Origin of the sequence: Fictibacillus tiangongensis, assembly GCF_048083785.1 — a bacterium.
Taxonomy (GTDB): Bacteria; Bacillota; Bacilli; order Bacillales; family Fictibacillaceae; genus Fictibacillus.
Genome location: NZ_CP182294.1, coordinates 2,671,402 through 2,697,061, shown reverse-complemented (window position 1 = coordinate 2,697,061; position 25,660 = coordinate 2,671,402). Strand labels below are relative to the sequence as shown.

The 25,660-nt window shown below is 39.1% G+C and carries 32 protein-coding genes; 20 read left to right on the top strand and 12 right to left on the bottom strand.

Going from position 1 to position 25,660, the window contains the following annotated elements:
* Window position 1 precedes the first annotated feature (1 nt).
* From mtnN to ACNJYY_RS14515, 7 genes are all read left to right on the top strand, one after another.
* The gene (mtnN, locus tag ACNJYY_RS14545) at window positions 2-706 is read left to right on the top strand and encodes a 5'-methylthioadenosine/S-adenosylhomocysteine nucleosidase (RefSeq protein WP_416729051.1); all 705 of its coding nucleotides are present in this window, start codon (window positions 2-4) and stop codon (window positions 704-706) included.
* Complete coding sequence (locus tag ACNJYY_RS14540) at window positions 703-1,170, top strand: S-ribosylhomocysteine lyase (protein WP_066396416.1); 468 nt, start codon at window positions 703-705, stop codon at window positions 1,168-1,170. Before mtnN ends, ACNJYY_RS14540 begins: the two co-directional genes overlap by 4 nt.
* Window positions 1,171-1,182: 12 nt before the next feature.
* On the top strand, window positions 1,183-2,106 hold the full coding sequence (locus tag ACNJYY_RS14535; RefSeq protein WP_416729050.1) for a PLP-dependent cysteine synthase family protein: 924 nt from the start codon (window positions 1,183-1,185) through the stop codon (window positions 2,104-2,106).
* A 2-nt stretch (window positions 2,107-2,108) separates the two neighbouring features.
* Complete coding sequence (locus ACNJYY_RS14530) at window positions 2,109-3,242, top strand: bifunctional cystathionine gamma-lyase/homocysteine desulfhydrase (protein WP_416729049.1); 1,134 nt, start codon at window positions 2,109-2,111, stop codon at window positions 3,240-3,242.
* A gap of 249 nt (window positions 3,243-3,491) precedes the next feature.
* Complete coding sequence (locus ACNJYY_RS14525) at window positions 3,492-3,728, top strand: YrhC family protein (RefSeq protein WP_416729048.1); 237 nt, start codon at window positions 3,492-3,494, stop codon at window positions 3,726-3,728.
* Between the two features lie 248 nt (window positions 3,729-3,976).
* Complete coding sequence (locus ACNJYY_RS14520) at window positions 3,977-4,831, top strand: GRP family sugar transporter (RefSeq protein ID WP_416729047.1); 855 nt, start codon at window positions 3,977-3,979, stop codon at window positions 4,829-4,831.
* A 13-nt stretch (window positions 4,832-4,844) separates the two neighbouring features.
* On the top strand, window positions 4,845-5,636 hold the full coding sequence (locus ACNJYY_RS14515; protein ID WP_416729046.1) for a glucose-1-dehydrogenase: 792 nt from the start codon (window positions 4,845-4,847) through the stop codon (window positions 5,634-5,636).
* A 39-nt stretch (window positions 5,637-5,675) separates the two neighbouring features.
* On the opposite strand, the gene menA is transcribed toward ACNJYY_RS14515, so the two are convergent.
* Window positions 5,676-6,566, bottom strand: a complete 891-nt coding sequence (gene menA / locus ACNJYY_RS14510) for a 1,4-dihydroxy-2-naphthoate octaprenyltransferase (protein WP_416729045.1) — start codon at window positions 6,564-6,566, stop codon at window positions 5,676-5,678.
* A 703-nt stretch (window positions 6,567-7,269) separates the two neighbouring features.
* Entirely contained in the window at window positions 7,270-8,508 is a 1,239-nt protein-coding gene (locus ACNJYY_RS14505; RefSeq protein WP_416729044.1) for a glutathionylspermidine synthase family protein, read from the bottom strand.
* An 82-nt stretch (window positions 8,509-8,590) separates the two neighbouring features.
* Here ACNJYY_RS14505 and ACNJYY_RS14500 point away from each other — a divergent pair, with 82 nt between their 5' ends.
* Window positions 8,591-9,037, top strand: a complete 447-nt coding sequence (locus ACNJYY_RS14500) for an RNA helicase (protein ID WP_416729043.1) — start codon at window positions 8,591-8,593, stop codon at window positions 9,035-9,037.
* 30 nt (window positions 9,038-9,067) lie between these two features.
* Here the strand turns inward: ACNJYY_RS14500 and ACNJYY_RS14495 are convergent, their stop codons facing one another.
* Together ACNJYY_RS14495 and ACNJYY_RS14490 are read right to left on the bottom strand one after the other, a co-directional pair.
* Window positions 9,068-9,466 carry a DUF350 domain-containing protein gene (locus tag ACNJYY_RS14495; protein ID WP_144698915.1) on the bottom strand — a complete coding sequence of 133 codons (399 nt, stop codon included), beginning with the start codon at window positions 9,464-9,466 and terminating at the stop codon, window positions 9,068-9,070.
* 19 nt (window positions 9,467-9,485) lie between these two features.
* Entirely contained in the window at window positions 9,486-9,809 is a 324-nt protein-coding gene (locus ACNJYY_RS14490) for an aminotransferase yhxA (protein ID WP_416729042.1), read from the bottom strand.
* 176 nt (window positions 9,810-9,985) lie between these two features.
* Here ACNJYY_RS14490 and sigK point away from each other — a divergent pair, with 176 nt between their 5' ends.
* From sigK to ACNJYY_RS14475, 3 genes are all read left to right on the top strand, one after another.
* Entirely contained in the window at window positions 9,986-10,693 is a 708-nt protein-coding gene (gene sigK / locus ACNJYY_RS14485; protein WP_416729041.1) for an RNA polymerase sporulation sigma factor SigK, read from the top strand.
* 85 nt (window positions 10,694-10,778) lie between these two features.
* Window positions 10,779-11,060, top strand: a complete 282-nt coding sequence (locus ACNJYY_RS14480) for an alpha/beta-type small acid-soluble spore protein (RefSeq protein ID WP_144698918.1) — start codon at window positions 10,779-10,781, stop codon at window positions 11,058-11,060.
* A gap of 313 nt (window positions 11,061-11,373) precedes the next feature.
* Window positions 11,374-13,155 (top strand): M3 family oligoendopeptidase, encoded by a 1,782-nt coding sequence (locus ACNJYY_RS14475; RefSeq protein WP_416729040.1) that lies wholly within the window; start codon window positions 11,374-11,376, stop codon window positions 13,153-13,155.
* Between the two features lie 188 nt (window positions 13,156-13,343).
* Here the strand turns inward: ACNJYY_RS14475 and pssA are convergent, their stop codons facing one another.
* From pssA to ACNJYY_RS14440, 7 genes are all read right to left on the bottom strand, one after another.
* The gene (gene pssA / locus ACNJYY_RS14470; RefSeq protein ID WP_416729039.1) at window positions 13,344-13,889 is read right to left on the bottom strand and encodes a CDP-diacylglycerol--serine O-phosphatidyltransferase; all 546 of its coding nucleotides are present in this window, start codon (window positions 13,887-13,889) and stop codon (window positions 13,344-13,346) included.
* A gap of 167 nt (window positions 13,890-14,056) precedes the next feature.
* Window positions 14,057-14,410, bottom strand: a complete 354-nt coding sequence (gene mnhG, locus ACNJYY_RS14465; protein ID WP_313957518.1) for a monovalent cation/H(+) antiporter subunit G — start codon at window positions 14,408-14,410, stop codon at window positions 14,057-14,059.
* Window positions 14,382-14,672, bottom strand: coding sequence for a Na(+)/H(+) antiporter subunit F1 (locus ACNJYY_RS14460; protein ID WP_144698926.1), 291 nt, complete (start codon window positions 14,670-14,672; stop codon window positions 14,382-14,384). The genes mnhG and ACNJYY_RS14460 overlap by 29 nt, the downstream gene beginning before the upstream one ends.
* Window positions 14,669-15,145 (bottom strand): Na+/H+ antiporter subunit E, encoded by a 477-nt coding sequence (locus tag ACNJYY_RS14455; protein ID WP_416729038.1) that lies wholly within the window; start codon window positions 15,143-15,145, stop codon window positions 14,669-14,671. The genes ACNJYY_RS14460 and ACNJYY_RS14455 overlap by 4 nt, the downstream gene beginning before the upstream one ends.
* Window positions 15,146-15,149: 4 nt before the next feature.
* Complete coding sequence (locus tag ACNJYY_RS14450; RefSeq protein ID WP_416731884.1) at window positions 15,150-16,625, bottom strand: Na+/H+ antiporter subunit D; 1,476 nt, start codon at window positions 16,623-16,625, stop codon at window positions 15,150-15,152.
* Window positions 16,618-16,956, bottom strand: coding sequence for a Na(+)/H(+) antiporter subunit C (locus ACNJYY_RS14445; RefSeq protein ID WP_137788810.1), 339 nt, complete (start codon window positions 16,954-16,956; stop codon window positions 16,618-16,620). Before ACNJYY_RS14445 ends, ACNJYY_RS14450 begins: the two co-directional genes overlap by 8 nt.
* Window positions 16,956-19,298, bottom strand: coding sequence for a Na+/H+ antiporter subunit A (locus tag ACNJYY_RS14440; protein ID WP_416729037.1), 2,343 nt, complete (start codon window positions 19,296-19,298; stop codon window positions 16,956-16,958). Before ACNJYY_RS14440 ends, ACNJYY_RS14445 begins: the two co-directional genes overlap by 1 nt.
* Window positions 19,299-19,476: 178 nt before the next feature.
* Here ACNJYY_RS14440 and ACNJYY_RS14435 point away from each other — a divergent pair, with 178 nt between their 5' ends.
* Entirely contained in the window at window positions 19,477-19,887 is a 411-nt protein-coding gene (locus ACNJYY_RS14435) for a hypothetical protein (protein WP_416729036.1), read from the top strand.
* A 16-nt stretch (window positions 19,888-19,903) separates the two neighbouring features.
* Here ACNJYY_RS14435 and ACNJYY_RS14430 read toward each other — a convergent pair whose 3' ends face one another.
* Entirely contained in the window at window positions 19,904-20,047 is a 144-nt protein-coding gene (locus tag ACNJYY_RS14430; protein WP_144703357.1) for a sporulation histidine kinase inhibitor Sda, read from the bottom strand.
* 498 nt (window positions 20,048-20,545) lie between these two features.
* Between ACNJYY_RS14430 and ACNJYY_RS14425 the strand changes: the two genes are divergently transcribed.
* The 8 genes from ACNJYY_RS14425 to ACNJYY_RS14390 are packed head-to-tail and all read left to right on the top strand — an operon-like array spanning window position 20,546 to window position 25,579.
* Window positions 20,546-21,061, top strand: a complete 516-nt coding sequence (locus tag ACNJYY_RS14425; protein WP_416729035.1) for a YqeG family HAD IIIA-type phosphatase — start codon at window positions 20,546-20,548, stop codon at window positions 21,059-21,061.
* Window positions 21,058-22,161 (top strand): ribosome biogenesis GTPase YqeH, encoded by a 1,104-nt coding sequence (yqeH, locus tag ACNJYY_RS14420; protein ID WP_416731883.1) that lies wholly within the window; start codon window positions 21,058-21,060, stop codon window positions 22,159-22,161. Before ACNJYY_RS14425 ends, yqeH begins: the two co-directional genes overlap by 4 nt.
* Window positions 22,162-22,176: 15 nt before the next feature.
* Window positions 22,177-23,004, top strand: coding sequence for a shikimate dehydrogenase (gene aroE, locus ACNJYY_RS14415; RefSeq protein WP_416729034.1), 828 nt, complete (start codon window positions 22,177-22,179; stop codon window positions 23,002-23,004).
* Between the two features lie 2 nt (window positions 23,005-23,006).
* A complete protein-coding gene (gene yhbY, locus ACNJYY_RS14410; RefSeq protein WP_144698938.1) occupies window positions 23,007-23,297 on the top strand; it encodes a ribosome assembly RNA-binding protein YhbY in 291 nt (96 codons plus the stop codon).
* A 14-nt stretch (window positions 23,298-23,311) separates the two neighbouring features.
* Window positions 23,312-23,896: a nicotinate-nucleotide adenylyltransferase gene (locus ACNJYY_RS14405; RefSeq protein ID WP_416729033.1), complete on the top strand. Its 585-nt coding sequence runs from the start codon at window positions 23,312-23,314 to the stop codon at window positions 23,894-23,896.
* A complete protein-coding gene (yqeK, locus tag ACNJYY_RS14400; RefSeq protein ID WP_416729032.1) occupies window positions 23,883-24,473 on the top strand; it encodes a bis(5'-nucleosyl)-tetraphosphatase (symmetrical) YqeK in 591 nt (196 codons plus the stop codon). The genes ACNJYY_RS14405 and yqeK overlap by 14 nt, the downstream gene beginning before the upstream one ends.
* On the top strand, window positions 24,470-24,838 hold the full coding sequence (rsfS, locus tag ACNJYY_RS14395; RefSeq protein WP_416729031.1) for a ribosome silencing factor: 369 nt from the start codon (window positions 24,470-24,472) through the stop codon (window positions 24,836-24,838). The genes yqeK and rsfS overlap by 4 nt, the downstream gene beginning before the upstream one ends.
* Window positions 24,839-25,579, top strand: coding sequence for a class I SAM-dependent DNA methyltransferase (locus ACNJYY_RS14390; protein WP_416729030.1), 741 nt, complete (start codon window positions 24,839-24,841; stop codon window positions 25,577-25,579).
* The last annotated feature ends 81 nt before the right edge of the window (window positions 25,580-25,660 follow it).

The window sequence follows — 25,660 nt, the reverse complement described above, 5'->3', positions numbered from 1 at the left end:
CATGAAAAGAATTGGAATTATTGGTGCAATGGAAGAAGAAGTTGTTCTTTTAAGAGAGCAATTAGAAAATCTAGAAGAAAAGAAGCTTGCAGGTTGCGAATTCTATAAAGGGTTACTTAACGGTCAGGAAGTCGTGCTATTAAAATCAGGAATCGGAAAAGTAAACGCAGCGATTGGAACTACGTTGTTGATCCAACTTTATGGACCAGACGTTATTTTGAACACGGGATCTGCTGGTGGATTTCATTCAGACCTGAACGTCGGGGATGTAGTCATCTCAACAGATGTACGCCATCATGATGTAGATGCAACGATCTTTGGTTATGAACACGGTCAAGTGCCACAGATGCCGCCAAACTATCTGCCTGACGAAAAACTTGTGAATGCAGCAGAAAGAGCTGGAGCGCGAGTAGAAAACATACAAGTAGCAAAAGGTTTGATCGCTTCAGGCGATTCGTTTATGAGTGATCATGCTAGGGTAGAAGATATCAGAGGCAAGTTTCCGGCTCTATATGCAGCTGAGATGGAAGCTGCAGCTATCGCTCAAACGTGTTATCAATTTAAAGTTCCTTTTGTGATCATCCGCTCTTTATCAGATATTGCAGGTAAAGATGCACGTGTGTCTTATGATCAATTCTTACAAACTGCATCTAAGAACTCAGCAGAACTAGTACAAAAAATCGTAGAGGAGCTGAAATCATTATGACAAAAAAAATGAACGTTGAAAGCTTTAACCTTGACCATACGAAAGTAGTAGCGCCTTATATCCGTTTAGCAGGTACAACGACAGGTGCCAACGGAGATATCATCCACAAGTATGACATCCGTTTTTGTCAGCCGAACAAAGATCATATGCCGATGGAAGGACTTCATTCTATCGAACATCTGATGGCAGAAAATATTCGTAATCATCATTCTACTGTAGTTGATATAAGTCCTATGGGCTGTCAGACTGGGTTTTATCTTTCTGTGATCAACCACGATAACTATGATGAGATTTTAGAAGTTCTTGAGAAGACGTTGAACGATGTTTTAGAAGCGACTGAAGTGCCTGCATGTAATGAAGTTCAATGTGGATGGGCTGCTAACCACAGTCTTGAAGGTGCAAAAGAGATCGCGCGCAAGATGCTTGCTAAAAAAGACGAGTGGCATATTGTTTTCGGAGAATAGAGGACGATATTTATGAAATACTTTAAAAACGTGCATGAGATGATCGGTAATACACCTCTTATGGAGATCACTCAGTTTTCACTTCCAGAAGGTGTTCGTTTATTTGCCAAACTCGAATTTATGAATCCTGGAGGAAGTGTAAAAGATCGTCTAGGTTTGGAACTGCTAGATGCAGCCCTAGCTAAAGGTGATCTTGTGCAAGGTGGAACGATCATCGAGCCTACAGCAGGAAATACAGGAATCGGTCTTGCTCTTGCTGCGATCAATAAAGGGATAAACGTAATCTTTGTTATTCCAGAAAAGTTTAGTATTGAAAAGCAAGAGCTTATGAAAGCATTGGGTGCGACCATCGTTCATACCCCTACTGCCGATGGAATAAAAGGAGCGATCAAAAGAACGAACGAATTGCTGAATGAGATTCCGAATTCTTTTTCTCCTTCTCAATTTTCTAATCCGGATAACCCAAACACGTACTACAAAACATTAGGTCCAGAAATCTGGGATGCGCTAGATGGTCATGTGGATGTTTTTGTAGCCGGGGCGGGTACAGGTGGTACGTTCATGGGTACAGCTCGCTATTTAAAAGAAAAGAACGAAAACGTGAAGACGGTTATTGTTGAACCTGAAGGCTCTATTCTTAATGGTGGAGTATCCGGACCTCATAAGACAGAAGGAATCGGCATGGAATTTCTTCCAGCATATATGGATTCATCTTATTTCAACAGCATCCATACGGTAATGGATGTTGATGCATTCCAAAGAGTTGCTGAACTAGCAAAAAAAGAAGGGCTTCTTGTTGGAAGTTCTTCAGGAGCAGCGTTGCACGCAGCACTGATTGAAGCTCAAAGTGCACAACCCGGGCAAAACATTGTGACTATTTTTGCTGACAGCTCAGAGCGATATTTAAGCAAGAAAATCTATGAAGGAGGCATCTGATAATGAAACGCAAAACAAAACTGATCCACGGAGGCATTCCTTCTGATAAGACAACAGGAGCTGTGTCTTTTCCAATCTATCAAGTAAGTACTTATAAGCAAGAAGACGTGGGAGTGCATAGTGGATTTGAATATTCACGTACAGGGAACCCAACAAGACATGCGTTAGAAGAACTGATCAAAGATCTAGAAGGTGGCAAACGCGGTTTTGCGTTTGGTTCAGGCATGGCTGCTATCACAGCTGTTATGATGTTATTTGATTCTGGTGATCATGTTATTCTTACAGACGATGTATATGGAGGTACGTACCGGGTGATGACGAAGGTCTTAAACCGTCTTGGTATCGATTCGACGTTTGTAGATACAACAGACATCGAACAGATCGAAGCGGCCTTAAAGCCAAACACGAAAGCGGTCTATGTGGAAACACCTACGAATCCTCTATTAAAGGTTACAGACATCGAAGCTGTAGCTGCTTGGGCAAAAGAGAAAAACTTACTGTTCATGGTGGATAATACGTTTAATACACCATACTGGCAGAACCCGATCGAATTAGGCGCAGATATTGTTCTTCACTCTGCAACAAAATATATCGGCGGCCATAGTGACGTTGTAGCAGGCTTAGTCGTGGTAAACGACGAAAAGCTAGGAGAAGATCTGCATTTCGTCCAAAACTCAACAGGCGGCGTTCTAGGGCCGCAAGATTCATGGTTGCTCATCCGCGGGATCAAAACACTAGGTTTGCGTATGGAAGCTCACGAAAACAATACGAAAAAAATCGTTGAATTTTTAAAATCTCATTCAGCGGTAAAGAAAATTTATTACCCAGGATTAGAAGATCATCCTCAGCATGATATCGCTAAAAAACAATCTGGCGGCTTCGGTGGTATGGTATCGTTTGATGTTGGTTCACAAGCGAATGCTGATGCCCTTCTTAAAAAAGTAAAATACTTCACACTCGCAGAAAGCCTAGGAGCGGTAGAGAGTTTAATCTCCGTTCCAGCTCGTATGACTCATGCATCTATTCCCGCAGAACGAAGAGCGGAATTAGGAATCACTGATGGATTGGTTCGTATCTCAGTTGGTATTGAAGATGCTGACGATCTGATCGATGATTTAAAAAATGCTTTAAGTTAAAAAAAGAGGAGAACAAGTGCTTTAGCAGGCACTTGTTCTTTTTGTTTATGCGACTCAGTAAGTCTACTCCAGATATGACAGAGCATAAACCAGGAAAAAGCCTCTTCGAAAATTAAATTGAAAAAAGCAATTTATGATCACAATTTAGACAAAATTACTTCACGCTTTTGTCAAAATCTGCTTGGTAGGTTGCTATCTTACCTATGTTATCCTTTATATAGAGATTAGGAGTAGGAGGTAGACACCGCTATGAAAAACAATGCTGAATTCATTCAAAAGAAAATCGCTGACTACCAGCGCTTCGGTTTTATTTTATTGGCTGTTAGCACGTTCTTTTATTTAGGACTAGTACTTCCTGTTGAAGACAAAAACTTTATTCAATCCATCACATTAGGTATTGCTTCTACAACATGTTTGGGATTCACTGCACTAATGTATAATGTCGTTAGAAAGTGCAAAACGCAATTACAAGAATTAAGTGAATAACCATATAGATAATTTCACGTACCGTCCCGATAGTAGGGGCGGTATTTTTATGTTTTCAAACTTAATTTAAATGAAAGCGTTTCTGCAAAACTACACAGGTGACATTACTTAAAATGCTTAATTTTTCAGACTTTTATAAGTTCAAATTTGATAGTTTATTTCTCTAGAACAATCGGGTATGGATACAGAACGGCCGAAGAAGGTCATACTAAGTTTTAACAATCTATATGGAGAAAGAAGTGGAGTTAGTGGGTATCATCTGGGCACTTATTACAGCAGTCTGCTGGGGAAGTATCGTATTAGTAAGCGAAAAACTTGGCGGAGACTTTCACAGTCAAACTTTTGGAATGACACTCGGAGCATTGTTGTTTTCGATTGTTGCATTCTTTATCGTTCAACCGGACCTGAATATAACCGTATTTGCGATCGGTATCGTGTCAGGAATCTTTTGGGTTGTTGGACAGCGAAATCAATTTGCTAGTGTAGATTATTTAGGTGTTTCTAAGATTGTTCCTCTATCAACAGGCATGCAGTTGTTCGGAACAACATTGTTCGGTGTTATTGTTTTTCATGAATGGAAAACCATGACGGAAATCATAATCGGGATTATTGCAATCTGTGCAATTATAGCAGGGGCCTTATTAACATCTAGAAGAAGTGAGCAAGGCGATCAAAAAGACAAACAAAACTTTAAAAAAGGACTAACCATCCTCCTAATTTCAACGATTGGGTATGTTACGTATGTTGTTATCATCAGATGGTTTGAAGTAAACGGATGGCAGGCGATTTTACCGCAAGCAGTAGGGATGTTTATAGGTGCGCTCGTTTTATCATTTAAACATAAGCCTTTTAATAAGTACTCTTATCGCAATATCATAACTGGTTTAATCTGGAGCACGGGTAATCTGACATTACTGCTGTCATTGCCTCTTATCGGAATCGCGACCAGTTTCTCGCTCTCACAGACCGGTATCATCATTTCAACGCTTGGAGGAATCTTTCTTTTAGGAGAAAAAAGGAGCAAAAAAGAGATCATTTGGGTAATCTCAGGCTGTGTTCTCATTATAGCAGGTGGCGTCATGTTAGGATTTACAAAATCATAAGGAGATGAACAGTATGTATCCAGATTTAAAAGGGAAAACAGTTATTATCACAGGTGCCGCTACGGGTATCGGGAAGGCTTGTGCATTAAGATTTGGACAAGAACATGCTAATGTTGTTATTAATTTTCATTCAGATAAACAAGTGAAAGAAACAGAAGAAATGATAAAGGAAATAAAGAATAGCGGTGGAGATGCAATTGCTGTTCAAGGAGATGTAACAAAAGAAAGTGACGTCAAACAACTAATTGAAAAAACAATTGATGAATTTGGATCGCTAGACATCATGATTAACAATGCTGGTATTGAAAATGAAGTTCCTTCACATGAGCTCACATTGGAAGATTGGAACAAAGTCATATCTACGAATTTAACAGGTCAATTTTTAGGTTGCAGAGAAGCGATAGATTATTTCCTTAAGCATGATATTCAAGGAGCCATAATCAACATGTCGAGTGTACATGAGATCATTCCGTGGCCGCATTTTGTACATTACGCAGCAAGTAAAGGCGGAATTAAGCTGATGACACAAACGCTCGCACTTGAATATGCTCCTAAACGTATCAGAATCAACGGCATTGCGCCTGGTGCGATCAATACACCGATCAATGCAGAAAAGTTTTCAGATCCAAAACAAAAAGAAGGCGTCTTAAAGTTAATTCCTATGGGCTATATCGGAGAGCCAGAGGAGATTGCATCGACCGCAGTGTGGCTGGCTTCGAACCAAGCAAGTTATGTTACCGGTCTAACGCTGATTGCTGATGGCGGAATGACATTATATCCAGGTTTTCAAGCTGGAAAAGGGTAAAAGAAAAAGTCCACTTCTAACAAGTGGACTTTTTCACGTTTATAATAGGATTCCCGTTAAAGTACCTACACAAAGTAGAATACCAAAAGCCATATGAAGTAGCGCTGTTAAACCAAGTGCTTTGTTTAATTCTTTTGCATCCCACGTGGATATCGCAATCTTTAATCCTTTTAACGCGATAGGAAGAGTAATCGCAGCTATAAGGCTCCATAGTGGTAAGATATTTAAGAATATAAGAGCTAATAAACTTACATACGCACCAAGCATTAAGACATAGTATTCTAGTCGCGATGCTTTTCTTCCGATCAATCCAGCAACTGTTGTTTTACCGATCTGTTTATCTGTATCGAAGTCACGCAAGTTGTTAGCGTGTAAGATAGCCATAACTAGAAGGGCGTTAGGAATAGCGGCTAAAAAGATTTCTGTGTTTAACGTTAAAGTTTGTGTGTAGAAAGAACCAACAACTGCGAGAATACCTAGCGTACTTCCAGATGCGATCTCTCCTAGTCCGTTGTAAGCAAGTGCATAACGAGTAGCTGTGTAAAAGTAGCCTACAAGGAGTGACGGAATACCGAAGTAAAGAACAACAGGGCCGGTAAGTGCAGTTAAAATAAGTCCCACGATAATACTTAAACTAAAGAAAATAAGACCTGTGATGTATACTTGGCGTGGAGTCATCTCTTTTCGGTCGATAACGCCTGATGGGCTCAACGAACCAGGAATGTCCGCACCTTTTACATGATCGAAATAGTCGTTCACTAAGTTTGTTCCGCACTGAAGAAAAACAGCACCAATAAGTGTTAGAAAGAAAGTAGTCCAATGTATGCTTGTCCACTGCAATGCAAGGATTGTCCCGAAGATGACGGGAATGACAGAAGCTGTTAATGAAAAAGGCCGAGTCGAAGCAAAGATGACCTTAGGATGTATCATTTGTGTTTCCCCCTTTACACTCATAATTATAGTAAAAGTTTGTGAAAGTGTACACATAATTATCTTGTAAAGGTATTGCCTATTTATAGAAAACATTAACTATTTTTGTGTACTTTCCATTTTACGAGCATATACTTATCTAGGATAAAAAACGCTTTACACAACTTGGGAAATAGTGTAAGGTTTTCTAAGTAAAGTAAATTTAAAAAAGGAGGTTGAACACAATGATGATGTTCATGAAAACGATCTGCCAACTGAATAAGCCTTTACGTTCGACCGCCAATCAGCGCAGTATGTCTATTTAACCTTATTTAAAAGACACCGCAGGTCGAATGCCTGCGGTTTTTTGTGTGCTTTTTTAACACCGCAGGAGTTATTCTGCGGTGTTTTTTTATACAACTTAAAGGAGGAGAAGAAAATGATAATGATTGGAATTACACTGCTGACTTGGCTATTAACGGAGAAAGATTCAACCTGAGGGAAAAAATACGATTGAAACGAAGGAGCTAAAAAAGATATGTTTACACTACATTTGTTTTTTGTAACGATTACCTTTTCTTTTAAGAGGAACAGTCGACCTGATGAGCTTTACGCTCGTGATAGGGAAGTAAAAACACTTTATGATCGTGCTAAAGATAAAGCATATAATAATTTGTCTTCATGGCTGTAAAAAAACAAGCGCGTGCCGGTTCGGCATGCGCTATCATTTTATATAAGAAGGCAAGAAATAGGATAGGTTATCAGTAATAGCATTTCCGATACGGTATCCAAAAGCGCTTGGTTTTCCGTTAATGAGAAATGTTCCTGTCATCCGGTGACCTTCTTGACTGCCTTTTTGAGATTGAAATGTCATTTTGGGAAGTGATACATGTTTTTGATAAACACTAACATAGTTGTCATAACTATGATGTTTGTCTTGATCTACCAGGTAGCCGTTACCGTCAAATATACGAACCGTATCTCCTTCTCGGCCAAAAACAGGCTTTTGCACATACTTTTCTTTGTTTTTCAAAAACGTGTCGGGTTCAAGGTAAGTAGGTAAGAAATAGCGTTCGATCCAATCGTGTTCTTCACTTGAAAAGTAAGGAGAGCGTTCCTCATGTAATCCCCAAATGACAGCTAAAATGGCTTTGCTCTGTAATAAAAAGGCTGATGGTGGGTTGATGATGGCCAATTGGTTTTGAACCACAAGCTGCGTTAACTGTAACCCTATATCCTCGTTCGTCACTTTATCTACATCTTGAATCAGAAGCTCGATGGGAAAAGTCTGTCTATAGAGTACATCGATTTTTTTTCCGTTCTGATCGAATAAGCCGACTCCTTTTCGTATGACCAATTCTTCCAAAGGTACAAACTGAGAAGGAAATCCTGAGAGTTCTTTAAGATAAAGAACAGTTTGCTTGTCTTCAATATTCTCTTCATGTGCAGTAAACACGATATGCGGGGCGTGTTCCATTTCCAAGTGTCGATATGCACTCAAGATGGAGGAACGTATTGCGTTCTTTAATTGCTTCTCTTTGTTTTCGTTAGGATCGCGATATCCGTGATGCTTACAGATCAATTCGTTTATTTTAAAACATTCATAAATAAACGTGGGCGTATCGCTGTTAAACTCCATGATCTTATGTCCCTCGGGTGTTTCGATTGAATCAATCCTGCCGATGACCGTTTTAGCTAATGGCGTTTGATAGCGGAGAAACGAATTAAGAACCTTAGGGAAACCGAGAAGCTGGAAGATCTCATCTTCAATATTTTGAGACTGCAGAAGGGAAGCCGTTTTAAACAAGATATGGCCACCTCTTTCACCTAGAAGTTCCACATCTCTTGCAGCGTCTTCTGAAATTTCAGCAGGTTCGTATAAGGCATATTCTTGGCCATACATATCGGCCCAAAATTCAGGTAGCTGATTATAAAATTTTTGTCTTTTATCTATATAGGTCATGCGTTTATTTACCTCCAAAACATACATATCAAACTGTAAACTGGTATGATAAACATAACAAATTATAAAGAGGATGAAAATAATGGAACTTACTTATTTTATCGAAAAAGATAACGAATATGAAGCTTTCTTAACATATAAGATTCCTGAGAACATGCATAACGATGAAAAATATGCTCGGCAGCTCTGTGAATTTTTTGTAACAGGAGGAAAAGAGTACGAGCTGCAATCGAATGAGATGAAAGGCAGCGAGGAAATCTTAATCGTAAAAGAAGTCGGAGAGGCTCGAAGATTTACGGAGGAAACGAGTTACAAAGGAAGAGGGATATTTTTAGAATTCCGGTCTTATCATTCTTCAGGAGATATGCCAGTACTACATACCCAAGCCTTAAATAGCCATTGGGATGTTATACGGTATTTATTAAAAGACGTAGTGGATATACCAGGAAAAGGACAGTATTTACGCGATTCAGCTGAAATAGATGAAGACCGTGCTGTTTACGTACTGTATGTGGGAGATAAAATTTAAGCATGTGGCGGATGCCACATGCTTTTGTTCTTAATATGTAAGACACTGAGCGATAACCCAACCAACGGAAACACTCAAAAACATAACGAGAAGTCCAACCGCTTTGTTATCTGCATCGATCGCTTTTGAGATGCTCGAACGGATCGCTAGGTGTTCAGCTACGAATAAAGCTACGATTTGTGCAATAATACCGACTGATCCCCAAATCAGCAGATCAACAATGCTCAATGAATTTGCGATTGATGATCCAATAACAAAAGCAAGACCAAACAGCCGTCCGCCAAGTGATAGAGCTGCTGCACAGTTCCCTTTACTGATTAATTGAAGTTCTTTCGTTTTGGTAGTTAACTCGAAAATGATAAAGCCGACAAAAAGTAATCCAAGCCCTGTAGCCGCATAAAGGGCAAAATTAAGAAATAAGTTCTCCATCTTTACAACTCCTCATGTTTTATCCACCAAATCCTTTACTTCCTCCAAAGCCAGATCCTCCGCCTTTGAAACTTGAACTGCTTTTATAGGATTTATAAGCAGAACTTTTTAATAAGCTGCTCTTACCTTTGAAATAACTTCCACCGTAGAAATAGTGACCGAAATAGCGAGAACCGGAATCATCACATTCATAAACCCCATCGTCTTCATCCCATTCCCAATCTCGGCATTCCGTATCAGTTGGCTCTGGCGGGATATCTTGTGCTTGGTCGTTGCAACCAGAGAGCATGACTGCAACAGATGCAGAGGATACACCTGCAATAAGCTTTTTTGTTTTATTCATATCTTCACCTCATTCCATGCTCAATTATAGTATGGATCACTATGTATTTGAACCATTTATTTCTAGTACGTTTGAAAAAATAAAAAGGTTCCTTGGTTTTTAAAGATGTACAGACACACCCAAGCCCAGCACAGCATAAAGATAAGGGAATAGAGAATCGTCTTGGAGGTGCTGTCATGTCATTAGTAGGTGTGTTGGCTTACTTTTTTAAGGAAGTTATGCTTTTCGTATCATACGTAAAAAACAATGCTTTTCCCCAGCCCCTGTCTGAAAATGAAGAAAAGCAGTACTTAAAAGAGATGGCCGAAGGAAACGAACATGCAAGAGCTATGTTGATCGAGCATAACTTAAGACTTGTTGCACATATTGTAAAGAAATTTGAAAACACAGGCGAAGATACGGAGGACTTAATATCAATAGGCACGATCGGACTGATAAAAGCCATTGAGAGTTACTCGAGAGGTAAGGGGACGAAGCTTGCAACGTATGCAGCTCGGTGTATAGAGAACGAGATCTTGATGCATCTAAGGGCTCTAAAGAAAACAAAAAAAGATGTTTCCCTTCACGACCCGATCGGAACAGACAAAGAAGGAAATGAGATCACATTGATCGATGTGTTGAAAGCGGAAACAGAAGATGTCGTTGATGCTATCCAATTAAAGATGCAAAAGAAAAAGATATACGATTACATTCATGTCTTAGATGACCGGGAAAAAGAAGTGATCGTCGGACGGTTCGGACTCGATCTTAAAAAAGAAAAAACGCAGCGTGAGATCGCAAAACAATTAGGGATATCTAGAAGTTATGTCTCAAGGATCGAAAAGCGAGCGCTCATGAAGCTGTTTCATGAATTTTACCGAAGTCGTCAGCAATCAGAACGATAAATACTTACGTAAGAAGACTGGTAACATTTACAGTCTTTTTATTTTTTTATTCGGACAAACTAAAGAAAAAAAGGAGTTTTTATATATGGCAAGAAGAAAGCGCCAACCCATCGTCCCCGAAGCTAGAGAAGGGCTCGATCGGTTAAAAGCAAAAGTAATGAGAGAAGCGGGTTATAACGTATCAGATCAGTCCCCAGATGATGTGAAATATGAAGTAGCAAGAGACATGGGTGTGAACTTACAAAAAGGATATAACGGTACGATCACGTCAAAAGACGCCGGAAAAGTAGGCGGGCAGATCGGCGGAAGAATGGTAAAAGAACTCATTTCGCAGGCAAAAGCAAATTTAGGCAAGCAAGTACGATAACTTGGTGTTTAGATATACCAAACAGGGAATAGAATAGGTAAAAAACCAGGAGGGGTTCTTATGCAAGATGCTGTATTATATGGATCATTCGTAGTGATGCTTGCCTATTTTGTCTATGTTTCAATCGCTGAATAAAGTGTATGGGAGTTCTCCTTGCTGAGGAGAGCTTCTTTTTTGTTCTTAGAATTATTAGTGTCTCCTACTTTTTAATATAAAAAAATAAATCAAAAAAATAAACTTCATAGTCGATTTTTGTTTGAATATTTTTTATAATAAGAAAAGAGTGGAAATATGTACATATGGGGGAGAAATAATGTTATTACAAGATTTAAGACAAACATGGGAACTTGATTCCGTTTTTCCTGGTGGAAGTGAATCTAAAGAATTATTAGCTGAAATAAATTGGACAGAGAACGAATCGAAAGAATTAGCAAAAAAAGCGGATTCTTTCACGTTTTCAAACGAAAATTTCTTATCTTTGATCAAAGAGCTACAACGTTTTTCTGAAAGATTATCAACTGCAGGAGCTTTCATTGGCTGTTTGATCGCTCAAGATGTAAAAGACAAGAAGGCGATGGCTCTTCGAGGACGATTAGAATCGGTATATGCAGCATTCTCTAACGTGGGTTCAGTTATCGATCAAAAGTTAATGGATATTTCCGAAGATGCATGGAATGATTTGATGAGTCTTCCTGAGTACGAACATATCGCGTTCTCTTTGAACGAGAGAAGAACGAATGCAAAAGAGAAGCTTGGTATCTCAGAAGAATCATTGATCAATGATCTAGCTGTAGACGGCTACCATGCCTGGTCAACGTTATACGATCTAGTGGTGGGTAGAATCTCGATCAAAGTTGAGATTGATGGAAATGAAGAAGAACTCTCTGTAGGGCAAGCGGAGAATAAGTTTTCAAGTCCTGACCGTAACGTAAGAAAAGATACGTTCGAAAAATTTGTTCAAGCTTGGGATCATGAAGGTGAGTTCTGTGCGGCTTCACTAAATCACATCGCAGGATTTAGAAACGAGATCTACAAGCACAGAGGCTGGGAAGAAACATTAAAAGAGCCCCTTGCGATCAATCGTATGAAAGAAGAGACACTTTCAGCGATGTGGAAGGCGATTACTTCTCAAAAAGAGATCTTCGTAAAATACTTAGATCGAAAAGCGAAGCTCCTAGGTCTAGAAAAATTAAGCTGGTACGATGTTGATGCACCGCTATCTTCGGCAAACAGTAAGATGAGCTATGACGAAGCCGCTCAATTTATCGTAGAGCATTTCCGTACACTCGCGCCTAAAATGGCTGATTTCTCTGAAAAGGCGTTCCTAGACGGTTGGATCGAAGCTGAAGATCGTTCTGGAAAAAGACCAGGAGGATTTTGTACCGGGTTTCCAACAAAGAAAGAAACAAGGATCTTTATGACGTTCTCTGGAACACCAAGCAATGTTTCAACGTTAGCACATGAGCTTGGTCATGCCTTTCATACGGATGTTTTAAAAGAGATGCCTTATTATGCAACGAATTATGCGATGAACGTAGCTGAAACGGCTTCGACTTTCGCTGAGATGATCGTTGCTGATGCAGCAGTTTCGAACGCAAAAACGAAAGAAGAGAAAATTGCTCTTTTAGAAGATAAAGCTCAACGTTCCGTAGCATTCTTCATGAACATTCATGCTCGTTTTCTGTTTGAAACAAGAATGTACGAAGAAAGAAAAGCAGGTCAACTATCAGTAGAACGCCTATGTGAGCTGATGGAAGAAGCTCAGAAAGAAGCATTTAACGGGGCACTCGATGAGTATCATCCTTATTTCTGGGCGTCTAAGCTTCATTTCTATATTACAGACGTACCATTCTATAACTTCCCGTATACATTTGGTTATCTGTTCTCTGCGGGGATCTATGCAAAAGCGAAAGATGAAGGTCCTTCATTCGAAGAAAAATATATCGCCCTTCTGCAAGATACAGGAAAGATGGAAGTGGAAGAGCTCGCACAAAAACATCTTGGCATAGATGTAACAAAGCAAGACTTCTGGTTAAAAGGTATTGAGCTTGCTGCAGCCGATGTAGAAGAGTTTTTGGCATTAACAGAAGAATAAACATAGAAACGGTGGTTCCTTAAAGAGGGATTGCCGTTTTTCATTATCACTGAAATTTCTAGGATTAGTTAACAAAGTTCTAAAATTTTTCAAAGGTTTATACAATTGGTGGGTAATAATTTGAATGATCGAATGCACAAAAAAAAAGCTTGGCAACACCATGCCAAGCATTCTTAATGACCGAATATTCATCTCTTTTCAATCGTAATGGTACTAATCATAAGTGCAGATAATCCAAACGTCAGGAACATATAAAGAAATCCTGGTACTAGATCCACCGTCAGATAACCTGCAGCCATCAAACATCCAGCTAGAGTAATCGGCACGCCTACAAAAGAACCGGTAAACTCTGTAATGTTAAAACGAGCCAGCCGAATCGCACCACAAACAATGAATATAATGGTGAAAATCATGCCAGGAACACCAAACTGATAAAGTACGACTTGATAGATTAAAAATGCAGGTGCGATCCCAAATGAGATCAAGTCACAAAGAGAGTCTAATTGTTTTCCAAACTCGGACTCAATATTTAACTTTCGAGCTACCATTCCATCAAAACGATCAAAAAGACCGGCTAAGAAGATTAAGATGAATCCTAACTTTAAATCTCCTGAGATCATAAATAATAAAGCTAGTGTTCCTAGTGATAAATTGATCAAAGTTAAGAAGTTAGCGGATTGACCCTTCACTTTCTTAAACGTTGAATCAATACGCTCTCTTTCGAGCATGAACATACCATCACTCCTCAAACGGGTAACAGGCTAGAACGCAGTAAGTGTGCATCTATCAAAGATAAACAAGTATTCTTTGATAAATAAACGTATCCTTGTTCGGTGCTTAAAATTATATACCCATTCTAATCATTATATGACAACGAGTAGTGATTAATAGTAGTTATCATTTAAGGAGTATTGGAGCTATCTTTCTTTTCAAGTTCATTGAATACCGTTTTTTCAGAGAGTGGTACTCCTGTTCTGTATGCTGCTCTTGAGATCATATGCCCGGCTACTGGAGCAGTCATCAGAACAAACAGGATACCGAGTATCAATTTACCGCTGAACACATGCATTTCAGACAACACATAGATAAAGGACCCGATTAAAATTCCGGATACTCCTAATGTTGAGGCTTTACTTGCTGCATGAAGCCTTGAATAAACGTCAGGAAAACGTAGTACACCGAGTGTTCCTGAGAAAATAAAAAAGGTGCCAGCGATGAGGAAGAAGCTAATCACGATCTTGATCAATGATAACACCCTTTTCTAAAAATTTTGCAACAGCGACAGTTGCAATAAACGTCAATATGCCGATCAGCAAGATAATATCGTTCAACTGAACAGTGTCTAATATTATGGCCATAATACCAGTGATCGCGATCAAGTTAATGCCGATCGTGTCGAGTGCTACTACGCGATCTGGATTAGAAGGCCCCCTGACCGCTCGATAGAGAAGAAGCAGAATCGAGATGGTCGTGACGAATAAACAAACATGAACAACAATACTGAACCAATCTGTCATCGTGTTACCTCCCTTATTGCTTTTTCAAATGATTCCTTAATGCTAACGATGGTTTCATTAACATCTGGAAGATCGAGCGCATGGATATAAATATAACGTTGGTCTCGGGAGACATCAACAGACAGCGTTCCAGGAGTTAAGGTGATCAAATTAGCAAGCAAGGTGATCTCCCAATTTTTTTTAACGTCAATCGGAAGTGCGAGTATACCTGGCTGAAAATTAAGCTTTGGTTTATAAACCCATTTTAGAACTTCGATATTAGCAAGAAGAAGTTCTCTTATGAATAAAAAGACGAGATAAAGAATCGCTCTCACATGTTTAAAATAGTACGAATCTGGAATGAAACGATTCAGCAAGTAGAGAAGTGCTGCTCCAATCACAAATCCAACTATAAAACTTGCGAAAGAGTAGCTCTCAGATAAAAACATCCAAATAACGCCGATCAGCAAATTTAGAATAAGTTGAAATGTCATGGAATTACTCCTTTAATACATAATCGATATAGATTTGCGGATCGATCAGACTGTCTGCTGCGGCTTGAACATATGGATAGAACCATTCTGCTCCAACACCTAGCAAGATAGAAATCGCGATCAAAACAGCAGATGCTGCTAAACCAGAAGTTCTCACAGACTGTTTTGGCTCTTCTTTAAGCTCACCCCAGAATGCACCGATAAAGATGCGGATCACAGAAAATAAGATTAACAGACTCGATAGTAATCCGACCCCAGCTGCAATATAATGTCCTTCATCCATCGCACCTCTTAAAAGGAGGTATTTTCCGATAAATCCACTAAAAGGCGGGATTCCAGCTAATATGAGAGATGCGATAAAGAACATCCAACCCATAAGCGGTGCGGTTTTTATATATCCGCCCATCTTTTTTAGGTTAGAAGTTCCAGCATGCCAAACAAGTAGGCCTGCAAGGAAAAATAAAGCGGCTTTAATCGCCATATCATGAACAAGATAGTAGATCGTACCTGCAAGTGATTCTGCTGAGAAGGTTCCTATACCCAGAAGCATAAAGCCGATCGCTGGCATGATATTGTATGCAATGATCAATTTCACATTAGATGTTGAAAGAGCACCAATGACTCCGATGATCATGGTTAGAGTGGCTATCCATATGAAAAAGGTGTGTGTGAGCTCAAGTTTATGAGAAAAAATGAGTGTAAAGACTCTTAGCATAGAGTACACACCAACTTTAGTTAACAGCGCACCAAAAAGGGCAGAAACGATAGGTGATGGCACGATATACGATTTAGGAAGCCAAAAGTATAATGGAAATAGAGCACCTTTTGTTGCAAAAACGATAAATAGCAGAATCCCTATTCCTGTTAAGATACCTTGCTGTTCAACTTGAGCAACACGTTCCCCTAGTTGTGCCATATTTACTGTACCTGTGACTGAATAGAGAAAGGCTACCGTTGTAACGAATAGAATGGACGAAAACAAATTTAGTAGGATGTACTTTACAGATTCCCGAAATTGGTGCTTAGAACCACCGATGATGATCAGTCCATAGGAAGCCATTAACAACACTTCAAAAAACACGAACAGGTTGAACAGATCTCCTGTTAAGAATGCACCACTCACCCCTGCGATTAGTAAGAAGAACAAAGGGTAAAAATAGTGCTCTACCATTTTCTCCGTAACAGAAGATAGTGCAAAGATCGCGGCAGTTAGAGCGATCACATTCACAGCGAGTATCATGATGACGGACAGCTTGTCAGCTACAAGGATGATTCCGTATGGGGCTTTCCAACCCCCCGTTTCCAAGATTAAGGGTCCGTTCGAGAATACATGATAACTTAAGAAGGTCGATACACCGAAACTTAACAAGACCACTAGAAATGAAATGTTAACCGTTGCCTTTTGTTTCTTATTAAAGAAAACAAGCAAAGCTCCGAAAAACAAAGGTATAAATATTGGCAAGAATACTAAATTACTCATCATCTGTTCCCCTTAGCTGATCCATCATATCTGTCTTATTGCTTTGATAGGTTCGATAAGCTAGTACAAGTAAAAAGCTCGTAACCCCAAAACTAATAACAATAGATGTCAGTATTAGCGCTTGAGGAAGAGGATCCGTATAGTCCTTGATCCCCTCTATTAAAATAGGAGGTTTTCCACGGTTTAGTTTTCCCATCGTTAAGATAAACAAGTGAGCTCCATGTGACAAAAGCGCCGTACCAAGTACAATTTTTAATAACTGTTTCTGAAGAATAAGATAAACGCCGGCTGCAAATAACGTTCCGGCAAGTATAGACATAAGAATTTCCATTAGTGGTTCATGTCTCCTTTATCCCGGTATTTTATCATGGCATAAATGCCTAAAGCAGCTAGACCAAGTACTGCTATTTCAAATAAAGTATCCAAGCCACGGAAGTCAACAAGGATAACGTTGACGATATTGTCTCCACCGCCAAGCTTATAAGAGTTATCTACAAAATATTTTGAAATGCTCTCAAAATATTTAGAGCTATGAGAAGAGATCGCTACTACAGTTAAGAGAGCTCCCGTTGAAACTGCTATAACAAAATCAACAAGCTTTTCAGAAGATTTTTTGTCCGATTTCTTCAACTTTGGAAGATGCGCAAAGCATAGCAAGAAGAGAGCAACCGTTATGGTCTCAACAATAAGCTGTGTTAATGCCAGGTCTGGTGCTCGGAAGAAAACAAACAATAATGAAAGACCATAACCTACAACTCCGATTACGATAATTGCAGCTATTCTTTGTGTCATCCAGATCGTCGCAATGGCAGCAACAGCCATAACAAAACCGACTAACACCTCAGGCCACGTAACAGGTGCTAAGTCATCAAACGCGATCTTAAATCCATCTGTGACATAAATAAAGATGGATGTCGATACGACCAAGAATACAAGAATGATGGATGTATACAGTCGTAATGAACCAGTCATATAAAACTTCGTGAAACTACTCGAAAAACTCAATAGACCGTTTACGATAGACTGATATACGCGATCCGTTGAAAACTTTCCAGGTACTCTATTATAGATAGGTTGCCATCTTTTTAGCGTTAGAGCGAGAATAGTTCCAACTGCAACTACAATAAGAGACATGTAAAGCGGTCCGTTTAAACCGTGCCAAAATTTAAGATGAATTTGTGCGTAATCTCCTGTTACTGAAGCAACCGCCGGTGCAAGTAACGATTCATTGATCAAGTTTGGCAATAACCCTATCAAAACGACAAATCCAATAAGGATAATCGGAGAAATCAGCATACCGATAGGTGCTTCGTGAGGTTTTTTCTCCAGTTGATCTAACTTGGCTTTACCTGTAAATGTGCCAAATACAAAATACATAGAATAAACGAATGTAAAGATACTTCCGATAACGGCTAGCAATGGAATCCACTCTGCAAACGTTCCGGCAAAGCCGCTCGTTTGTTCTAATTTTAATGAAGAATCAAAGAACATTTCTTTACTTAAAAATCCATTGAAGATCGGAAGCGGAACGCCAGCCATGGAGAATGCTCCAAAGAATGCTAGAGTCGCTGAGATCGGCATAAAGGTATAAAGTCCGCCAAGTCTTCTGATATCCCTCGTACCTGTCTCATGGTCAACAATACCCGCTATCATAAACAAGCTGCCCTTAAAGGTAGCGTGGTTAAAGATGTGGAAGATCGCTGCGAGTGTAGCAATACCAGTACCAAAGCCGAGCATCGTCATGATCATACCAAGCTGGCTGATCGTTGAATAAGCTAGTATACCTTTTAAATCAGTCTGGCGAGACGCGAGGATCGATCCTAAACAGAGTGTGATCAGACCAACTCCAGAAACGATGATGAAAAATATATCCGTCCCACTAAAGATGAGAGAGAATCTCGCTACAAGATAGATACCTGCTTTAACCATCGTTGCAGAGTGAAGGTATGCACTAACTGGAGTTGGTGCTTCCATCGCATCAGGTAGCCAGCTGTGAAATGGAAACTGTGCCGATTTTGTAAAAGCTCCAATCAGTAACAACAGTAATATAGGTATGAACAAGTCACTCTCAATGATTTCAGACCGATTAGCAATCATTTCTCGAATGCTGTTCGTTTCGGCTGTGATGGATAGGAGTATGAGAGCACCTAGCATTGCCAGACCACCAAAAACCGTTACGAGCATTGATTTTTGAGCACCATATGTGGACCGTTCACGATAGAACCAGAATCCAATTAATAGAAAGGATGAGATACTCGTGAACTCCCAAAACGTATAGAGTACGAATACATTGTCAGATAGTACGACACCAAGCATCGAACCCATAAATAATAGTAAATAAACATAGAAATGCACGAGCTGTTCTTTTTTCGATAAATAAAAGATCGAATAAAGAACGACTAGTGATCCGATTCCTGTTATTAAAAGTGAAAAAAGCATGCTAAGTCCATCTAAATAAAAACTTAACTGGATATCGAGAGATGGAATCCAATTCGCGATGCTTTGTACGACTTTTCCTTCTGCCAATATAGGCAGTTTTGAAATGAACAGGATAAAAAGCACTGCTGGAACAGGCAGCACAAACCAACCAGTATGTATCCGGTCTACTTTCTTAGCGGCAAGTCCAATTAATAATGCTGCTAAAAAAGGTAAGAGTATGTAGATGTGCAACATGAGTACCGGTAAACCTCCTTAAAACCCAAAATAATCGTCATAGTCCATTACATTGTAAGCAAAACCTTTCCTTTTTAGCAAATACTTTACCAGATAGAAACTGTGTAATCAGATTGATTTTGCAACTCTTGAATATCCTTCCCAAAAAATACCTAACCTATTTGAGAGGTGATTGAAAATGAGACTACTACATACATACGGAATACTATTGATTTTGTTTCAACTAACTGGCTGTTTTAATGATTCTATTTACAAAAAAGATGAGACGAGCCCCGAGTTTCAACCAAGAGAATACTATAGAAAGCATATTAGTTTTTCTGAAGCCGGGGTTTCAACAGCATCTTCACTTGCTGAAGAAATGAAACGTGAAATTAAGAAAAATAAATTTATTAAACGTGCAGTGGTTGTAAAAGAAGAAGGAAAATACGTAGTAGCGATACAGATGAAATCTTATCATTATAAAAAGGCGGACTTATTAAGTAAGAAGTATAAGCTAGCCTGGGAAGAAAAGTGGAAAATTCCAATTGAAATAACATTCAAACCGGAAGAATATCGTAAAGTTGAAAGAGAATTTGCCACAAAAAAATAGAGCGTATGTTTACGCTCTACATTAAAACTTGCTGTAATCTAGCATGAAGAGATCTTCTATCGATTTCTTTTTTTATAAGTAGAATAAAGTCATTACTAAGTTTCAATTCTCTAGCTTTTAAATAAGACTCAATCAACAGGTCGTCTGAAAGTTTTTCCATAATATAGCCCTTTAATAGCGGCATGGTCACCTCCTGTTTTTAATAAAAAATGGTGGAAAGTATTCTACATTCATATTTGAGTGAATATGATGATAAGTTCATGATTTATGTACTTGCTTTATGTACTTTGAAGCTTACCATGTATTGTAAAAAGGAACAACCGTTCGTTTATCCACAGTGTTTGGTGGATAAGTTGTGGGTAAAATGTTAACATCTTTAAGAAAGATAGCGCATACTTAGGTAAATAATGTGAATAAGATTATCCACACTTCGGCTAGGGGAACAATTTGTCGAAAACTTTTTATTTATTTCTAATAGCGAATGTTTCTATCATCGAATAAAAATTATCTTGCGTAAATATTTTATTTAGCCGAAAAACCTGATGGAAAGCTCTTGAAAATTATATATAATGACAGTTATTGTAGAAAAATCGTTTGTACTTCCTTTCATTACTGGTAAAATAGAAACGTTGAAAAGGAAACGTGAAGAGGTGCTAGAATGTTAAAACATTTTTTACCGGCTCAACATGTTCAAAATATATTGGACATCACACCGGAAATGTTAGTTGAACGAGGAGTAAAGGGTATTATCACGGACTTGGATAATACGCTTGTGGAATGGGACAGACCTGAAGCTACTCCAGAATTAATCGAGTGGTTTACTTCTATTAAAGAAAAAGGTATTTTGATCACAATTGTTTCAAACAATACACAGCATAGAGTAAAGAGCTTTTCAGATCCTGTGGGTATCCCGTTTATCTACAGTGCAAGAAAACCAATGACCAAGGCTTTCAAGCGTGCTCTAAAAGATATGAAGCTGAAAAATGAACAAGTTGTTGTTATTGGAGATCAACTCCTTACTGACGTACTTGGTGGGAATCGATTAGGTTTGCATACTATACTCGTAGTACCAGTGGCAAGCAGTGACGGTTTTTGGACAAGGTTTAACAGAAAGATCGAACGCATCATATTGTCTTGGATGAAAAGAAAAGGCATGCTGCATTGGGAGGAATAGGTTTGGAACAAATTAAATGTGTGGGTTGTGGAGTTACCATACAAACAGAAGACAAAGAAGCGCTTGGATACGCACCTCTTTCCGCACTGACGAAAGAGCTGCCTATTTGCCAGCGCTGTTTTCGTTTAAAACACTATAACGAAATCCATGACGTAAGTTTGACAGACGATGATTACCGTAAAATCGTCTCAAGTATCGGAGATGAAGATGCACTAGTTGTTAAGATCGTTGATATTTTTGATTTTAATGGAAGCTGGTTACCTGGACTTCATCGTTATGCAGGAAACAATCCGATACTTCTTGTCGGTAACAAGCTCGATTTGCTTCCAAAATCAGTGAATCCGAACAAAGTTATACATTGGATGAAGAAGGAAGCTAAAGAGTTAGGCTTAAAGCCGATTGATGTCAAATTGATCTCTGCTGACAAAGGTTATGGTATTGAGGAACTGGCAGAGTCTATTGATCATTATCGCCAAGGAAAAGATGTATATGTTGTAGGCTGTACGAACACAGGAAAATCTACTTTCATAAACCGTTTGATCAAACAATTTGGCGAGGAAGCCGCTGACTTGATCACAACTTCTCATTTTCCAGGAACAACACTAGATCTTATTGATATTCCACTCGATGGAAGAAGTCACATGTACGACACGCCTGGAATCATTAATCATCATCAGATGGCGCATTTTGTATCAAAAAAAGAATTGAACATCATCATGCCTAAAAAAGAAATCAAACCTATGGTGTTTCAGTTGAATGAGTTGCAGACTCTGTATTTTGGCGGACTCGGAAGAATGGATTATATAAAAGGAGGCAAACAGTCCTTTGTATGCCATTTTTCAAATCATTTGAATATCCATCGAACGAAGACCGACAAAGCGGACGAACTCTATGAGAAACATCTTGGTGACATGTTAGCTCCGCCTGAAGATACGGAGAATTTTCCGAAGCTAAAACGCTATGAATTTGTTATAAAGGAAAGCAAAACAGATATTGTGATCTCTGGACTAGGCTGGGTAACCTTCCCAGAAGCAGGTGCGAAGGTCGCTTTTTATGCACCAGAGGGTGTAGCAGTAACGGTTCGAAAATCCTTAATCTAAGGAGAGAATTTCATCATGATTAAAGCACTTGTCATCGGAGATCCAATCGATCATTCATTATCACCTATCATGCAAGCGGCGGCATTCCAAGAATCAGGTATTTTGGGTACTTATGAAAAAAAACGTGTACCTTCAGATGAATTGGAGAAATTCGTTAAATTCCTGAAAGAAAGCAACTATTCAGGATGTAACATTACGATTCCTCATAAAGTAGCCATTCTTCCGCTTCTAGACGAGGTTGATGAAGAAGCAAAAGAGATAGGCGCTGTTAACACGGTCGTGAATAAAGATGGAAAACTAGTTGGGTATAACACAGACGGTAAGGGATTCTTATTAGGTTTAAAAGACATGATCAAACAGCCATTGTCTGAGTTAAACGTACTATTGATTGGAGCTGGCGGAGCTGCACGATCTATCGCTTATGCACTAAGTAAGGAAGCACCTAACTATGTGGCGATAGCGAATCGTTCAGAAGGACGTCTTCATTCTTTGTTAAAAGACTTGAACGATGAACGCATCAAGGGCTTGTCTTTACAAAAAGCTGAAGAAGAGCTTGCTCTTTTTGATATAGTAATCAACACGACTAACGCGGGTATGCATCCACATACTGAATCTATTCCACTGAAACTTAACTTTTTAAAGAGAGGCGCAGTGGTAATTGATATCGTATATAATCCGCTAACCACAAGATGGCTTAAGGATGCACAGGAAAGAGGCGCGGCAACGGATAATGGTGTATCTATGCTCGTTATGCAAGGCGCTATGGCATTTGAAAAGTGGACGGGCACTTTTCCAAATACAAATAAAATGAAACAAGTCGTTTTGGAACAACTTAGGAGGTAACTATGCTTACAGGTAAACAAAAACGTTTTTTACGATCAAAGGCACACCACATTCAACCTATTTTCCAGGTTGGTAAAGGTGGAGTAAATTCAAATTTAGTCAAACAGGTTGACGAAGCACTCGAAGCAAGAGAACTAATAAAAGTTAGCGTGCTTCAAAACTGTGAAGATGATAAAGATACGGTAGCGTCACAGCTTTCATCTGGTTCAAAAGCAGAGTTAGTACAAGTGATCGGAAGCACAATCGTACTTTACAAAGAATCGATCAATCAAAAACGCATCCAACTCCCATAAGGAGTGACATTGTAATGAATAAACATATAGGGCTTTTTGGAGGTACGTTTAATCCACCACATAATGGACATCTGCTTATCGCACAAGAAGCATTCACTCAATTGCATCTAGATGAGGTGTGGTGGATGCCCTCCTCTTCACCTCCTCATAAAGAGAAAGACAAGGAAGTCTCCGATGAGGAGCGCATAGAGATGGTTCGAAAAGCGATTGGTAACAATGAGCATTTTTCCCTTTCTTTACTTGAATTTGAGAGAAGTGGACCTTCATATACTATTGATACGATACGTCTTCTAAAGGAAAAATATCCACAAGCTACATTTACTTTTATTATGGGTGGAGATATGGTTCATTCCTTAAGCAGCTGGCATAAAATTGATGAATTAAAGAACCTTATTGATTTTGCGGGTGTCGGTCGTAGAGGTTACGCCGTTGACCAACATTGGGAGAGGTATCAGGTAAAACATGTAGAAGTACCTATTATCGAGATCTCGTCATCGTTTATCCGTAATCGATCACGCGCTGGTCAGAATATTCGTTACTATGTCTCAGATAGGGTCTGGAAACATATAAAGGAGAACCGCCTTTATGGAACGAACTAAAGCACTGGAAATTGTGAAAAAACAGCTTACAAAGCACCGCTTTATCCATACGTTAGGAGTGGAAGAAACAAGTCTTGCCCTAGCACAGAAATATGGAGTGGATCAAAAAAAAGCAGAAACAGCAGCAATTTTTCATGATTATGCTAAATTTCGGCCAAAAGATGAAATGAGAGATATTGTACGAAGCCAAGGACTTTCCCAAGACTTGTTGTACTATGGAAACGAAGTGTTGCATGCACCAGTTGGAGCGTTCTTAGTGGAAAAAGAAGTTGGAGTAACAGACAGAGACATTTTAAGTGCTATCTATTACCATACAACGGGTCACGGAGCAATGACTAGGCTTGAAAAAGTGATATTTTTAGCAGATTACATCGAGCCCAACCGTCAGTTTCCTGGGGTGGAGAGCGTCAGAGAGATGGCAGAGCATGATCTTGATCAAGCTTGTTTGATGGCTGTTAAAAACACGATCACTTTTTTAATGAAGCAGAATCAAAAAATCTATCCACTCACGTTTGAAGCGTATAACGGATTGCTTCAAGAGATTAAATTAAAAAAAGAGAAGGAGTGCACTGGATGAACGTAAAAGAGCTTATGGAATTGGTCGTAAAGACCGCTGATGATAAAAGAGCAGAAAACATTGCTGTGTTAGATATGGAAGGAATCTCGCTTGTAGCAGATTACTTTGTTATCTGTCATGGTAATTCTGAGAAACAGGTTCAGGCGATTGCAAGGGAACTGAAAGATGTTGCCCTAGAGAATGAGATTCAGATTCGCCGAATGGAAGGCTATGACCATGCAAGATGGGTTTTAATCGATTTAGCAAACATCGTTGTTCATGTATTTCATCGTGATGACCGCAGTTATTATAACCTTGAGAAATTATGGGGAGACGCGAGTAAGATTGACGTAGATGCGATTATTGCCCCACAACAAAACATATAGATGAGTTATCAGCGATTTGCCTATCTATACGATGAGTTGATGGAGGATGCTCCATACGATGAATGGCTTAACTTTGTTCAAACATCTGCATCAAACCATTTAGAAAGTGGTAAGCGGTTTTTAGATGTAGGTTGTGGTACGGGTTCAATGACGATTCTACTCGCAAAAGAAGGATTTGAAGTAACCGGAGTTGATCTTTCTTCAGACATGTTGATGGTTGCAAAAGAGAAAGCTGAATTAGAAAAAATTAACCTGTCCCTTTTTCAGCAAGATATGCGAGAGTTAGAAGGACTAGGTGTTTTTGATTGTGTCACGATTTTATGTGACTCACTGAATTATATTCTGACAGAAAAAGATGTGAAACGCACATTTCTTTCAGCAGGTAACCACCTGAAAACAGGAGGACTTCTTCTTTTCGATGTGCATTCTTTACATAAGATCAATGATATTTTTATTGGACAAACATTCGGAAGTAACGAGGAAAAGCTCTCTTACATATGGCAATGCTATCAAGGAGAGCTTGAAAATAGTGTAGAACACGACCTGTCCTTCTTTATGCAGAATGGAGAACGATACGAACGATATGATGAATTGCATACACAAAGAACATTCTCCGTCGAGGACTATTGCGATTGGTTAAGAGAATGTGGCTTTGAACATCTAGAGATCTCCGCCGATTTTAAAGGAACAGAACCTACCGAAGAAAGTGAACGAATCTTATTTGTTGCGAGAAAAAAATAAATCATTAGAAGGCAGCCTATGTGCTGTCTTTTTGATTAGGAAGCGTTACAATTACACTTAAGATTTAATACTTTTCTATAG